3 protein-coding genes and 1 pseudogene are annotated in these 3,195 nt (G+C 72.4%); all 4 read right to left on the reverse strand.

Annotation, left to right across the window (positions count from 1 at the left end):
* Positions 1-376, reverse strand: a pseudogene (locus tag G3I40_RS16175) (hypothetical protein); the annotation flags it as partial.
* Positions 373-1,647 carry a DUF4910 domain-containing protein gene (locus tag G3I40_RS16180; RefSeq protein WP_164302862.1) on the reverse strand — a complete coding sequence of 425 codons (1,275 nt, stop codon included), beginning with the start codon at positions 1,645-1,647 and terminating at the stop codon, positions 373-375. The gene G3I40_RS16180 and the pseudogene G3I40_RS16175, both read right to left, overlap by 4 nt.
* Positions 1,644-2,669, reverse strand: a complete 1,026-nt coding sequence (locus tag G3I40_RS16185; protein ID WP_164302863.1) for an SDR family oxidoreductase — start codon at positions 2,667-2,669, stop codon at positions 1,644-1,646. The genes G3I40_RS16180 and G3I40_RS16185 overlap by 4 nt, the downstream gene beginning before the upstream one ends.
* 3 nt (positions 2,670-2,672) lie before the next feature.
* The coding region (locus G3I40_RS16190; RefSeq protein ID WP_164302864.1) for a PIG-L family deacetylase at positions 2,673-3,195 on the reverse strand (523 nt) is incomplete at its 5' end.

Genomic DNA, 3,195 nt, shown 5'->3' on the forward strand with positions numbered 1-3,195 from the left:
CGACCACCAGGCACGCCGCGCCGATGGCGGCGCCGACGCCGAGCGCCGTGCCGGACGACCGGGCCACCGCCGCACGCCAGGACGCGTGCGGCACGGCGCTGAAGCGCACCACGAGCGGGTCGGTGGCCAGGCCCCGGGAGACGCTGAGCACCACGCCGTAGGTCACCCAGGCCAGGCTGAACACGCCGAACGCGGTCAGCCCGAGCGAGCGCGCGACGTAGATCCCCACCGCGAAGTTGCTCACGCTGGAGGCGGCCTGGTCGGCCAGTCCCCAGGACAGCCTGCCGACCATGGCGCGCTTGGCGGTCCTCCCCGCGTCGCCCGCCGTGGCCGCCGGGGTCGTGGCGGGCTCGCCTTCGGTGGTCATCGGCGTCATGCCTTGATCAGCCCGGCCGCGCCGAGGGCGTCGGCCGCGGTGGTGACGGAGTCGAAGGGCAGCCCGGACCGTTCGGCGACGTCCAGCAGACTGTGCGCCCCGTCGGAGAGGCTGAGCACCCACAGCATGGCCAGCTGGGCCTGCTGGGTGTCGCTGCGGCCGCCGAGCGCCTCGTACAGCCCGCGTCTGCCCAACTGTGGTTCGCCGTAGGGGCTGAGGTTGAGGTAGCTCCGGTTGCGGTCGAGGACGGCGAACGCCTCGCGGCAGACCGCGAGGGTGTCCGCCATCGCCTCCGGGGAGACGAAGTCCGGGTTGTCCGCCGAGGTGTGGTACTCGGGGTAGTCGGCGTACGGGGTCCGGCTGAGCGAGCCCACGCCGAGGTTGAACCCGGGTGAGCAGTACTGCCGCTCGTCGTAGCCGTATGGCATGAACTCCTTGACGTGGTGCGGGCGTTCGGAGGCGGCGAGGACGTGGCGCATCACCCGGTCGATCTCCGCGTCGCCGCGTCTGCTCTGCTTGTACGTCAGCTGCCCCCGGTCGCCGGCGCAGGCCAGCACGAGCCCGTGCTTGACCTGGTCGATCCGGTGCGCGTTGCGGGCCAGCCAGGTGATCGCGCCGATGGTGCCGGGCGCGTAGATGAACCGGTAGGTGTAGTACGGGTTCTGCTCGGCCAGCGCCCGGGCCAGGAACGTCGCCACCGCGATGCCCGCCAGGTTGTCGTTGGCCAGGGACGGGTGGCAGACGTGGCAGGAGACGATCACCTCGTCGGGGACCTGCCCGGGGACCACGTGCTCGGCGTAGGTGAGGTGGCCGTCGGCGAGCGTCGAGTCGATGCGCACCTCGTAGTCGCCGTCCGGCAGCGCGTCGAGGGTCTCCTGGGCCAGGCAGAACCCCCAGTCCGGTTTGTAGTAACTGGTGCGGTACGGCACCCAGGTGGGGTGGTCCGGCAGCGTGTGCAGGTGCGCGCGCAGCTCGGACAGGGGCATGGTCGCCGCGACCGGGACGCTGTAGCCGAGCACATGAAGGCTGGACGCCGCGAAGTCGACGACCCTGCGGCCGGCGGGGTCGGCGACGTACGCGTCCCGGATGTTCCACTCCTGCGGCACCGTCCAGTCGAGCACCTGCTCCCCGGTGGGCACCTCGTGCACCTGCAGCGGGACGTACTCGCCGACGATGTCCAAGGTGGCACGCACGCCGTCGCCGGTGATGCTCCGGCACAGCGGGTACAGCCGCTCCACCAGCGCGTGCATCTGCGCGCCCGCCGTGGTCATGCGCGCCGCCGCAGGGTGTCGTCGACGGCGCCGGCCTCGGACGCCGCGCGCAGTACGGCGAGGCGGGTGAAGCGCTGCTCGAAGTCCTCTCGTGTCAGCCCGAAGTTCCGGTAGGCGTCGCAGAGTTCGAGCGCGCCCCGCTTGACCGTCCACTCGCAGTCGAAGCCGGGGATCGCGGCGCGGAAGCGGGCGAAGTCGACCCGGTAGGAGCGCGGGTCGGCGCCGTTCTCCCCGGTGATCCTCACCTTGGAGCCGGACACCGCCTCGGCGACCTGTTCGGCGATCTCGGCGACCGTGACGTTGTTGACCTCGCTGCCGATGTTGAACGCCCGGTCGTGCACGGCTTCGCGGGGCGCGGTCAGCGCGGCCGCGAAGGCCCGTGCGATGTCACCGGCGTGCACCAGCGGCCGCCAGGGCGTGCCGTCGGACATCACCAGGACCTCGCCGGAGAGCAGTGCGTGGCCCACGAGGTTGTTCAGCACGATGTCGGCGCGCAGCCGGGGCGAGTAGCCGAAGGCGGTGGCGTTGCGCATGTACACCGGGGTGAAGTCGTCGTCGGCCAGCGCGTGCAGGTCGTCCTCCACCCGCACCTTGGACTCCGCGTACGGGGTGACGGGGCGCAGCGGGGCGTCCTCGCCCACCAGCTCGTCGCCGCCCGCGGCGCCGTACACGGAGCACGTCGACGCGTACAGGAAGCGCCTGACCCCGGCCTCGCGGGCGAGCCGGGCGAGCCGTACGGAGGCGTGGTGGTTGATGTCGTAGGTGAGCTCCGGGGCCAGCGATCCCAGCGGGTCGTTGGAGAGCGCGGCCAGGTGGATCACGGCGTCCACCCCGGCGACGTGTTCGGCCGTGACGTCGCGCAGGTCGACCCGGTGTCCGGACGGGTCCGCGGGCGGCGGGCCGAGGACGCAGTCGGCGAACAGGCCGGCGTCGAGACCGACGACTTCGTGTCCGGCGGCGGCCAGTACCGGGGCCATCACGGTGCCCAAGTAGCCCTGGTGTCCGGTGAGCAGTACGCGCAAGGTTCATTCCCCCACAGTGGAAGTGCCGAGATCGAGCGTGAGTTTGGTGACGGCGAACGCCTCCGCGTAGCGCGCGTGGCATTCGATTCCGCGGATGCTGGCGAGGCCGAGGAAGGCCTCCCGGTCGTACCAGGGCCGGTGCCGCTGCGAGGGGTAGTGCTCCTGCAGCAGCCGCACCTTCTGCTCGGCGGTCCCGGGCGTCAGCGGCTGGTACGCCGAGGGGCGGCCGAGATCGCCGTCCCACTTGACGATCTCGTAGCCGAGCACGAGGTGGTCGCGGAACGCGGTGGGCAGCAGCCGCGCGAGGCCGCGGTGGTCCTGGTGCGCGTCGTCGGTGCGCGGGGCGAGGACGAGGTCCGGGTCGCTCTGCGCGCGCAGCTCCTCGACCGCCGCCTTGGCCTCCTCCCAGTGCGCGGGCATCCGGCCGTCCGGCAGCTTGAGCACGGTCAGGCGCAGGTCGGCGCCCGGGCAGAAGGCGGCGAGCGCGGCCCGCTCCTCCTGCTCGCGCTCGCTGCCGCCGCCGGAC

It is taken from the genome of Streptomyces sp. SID14478 (genome assembly GCF_010548525.1).
In the GTDB taxonomy this organism is placed as follows: Bacteria; Actinomycetota; Actinomycetes; order Streptomycetales; family Streptomycetaceae; genus Streptomyces.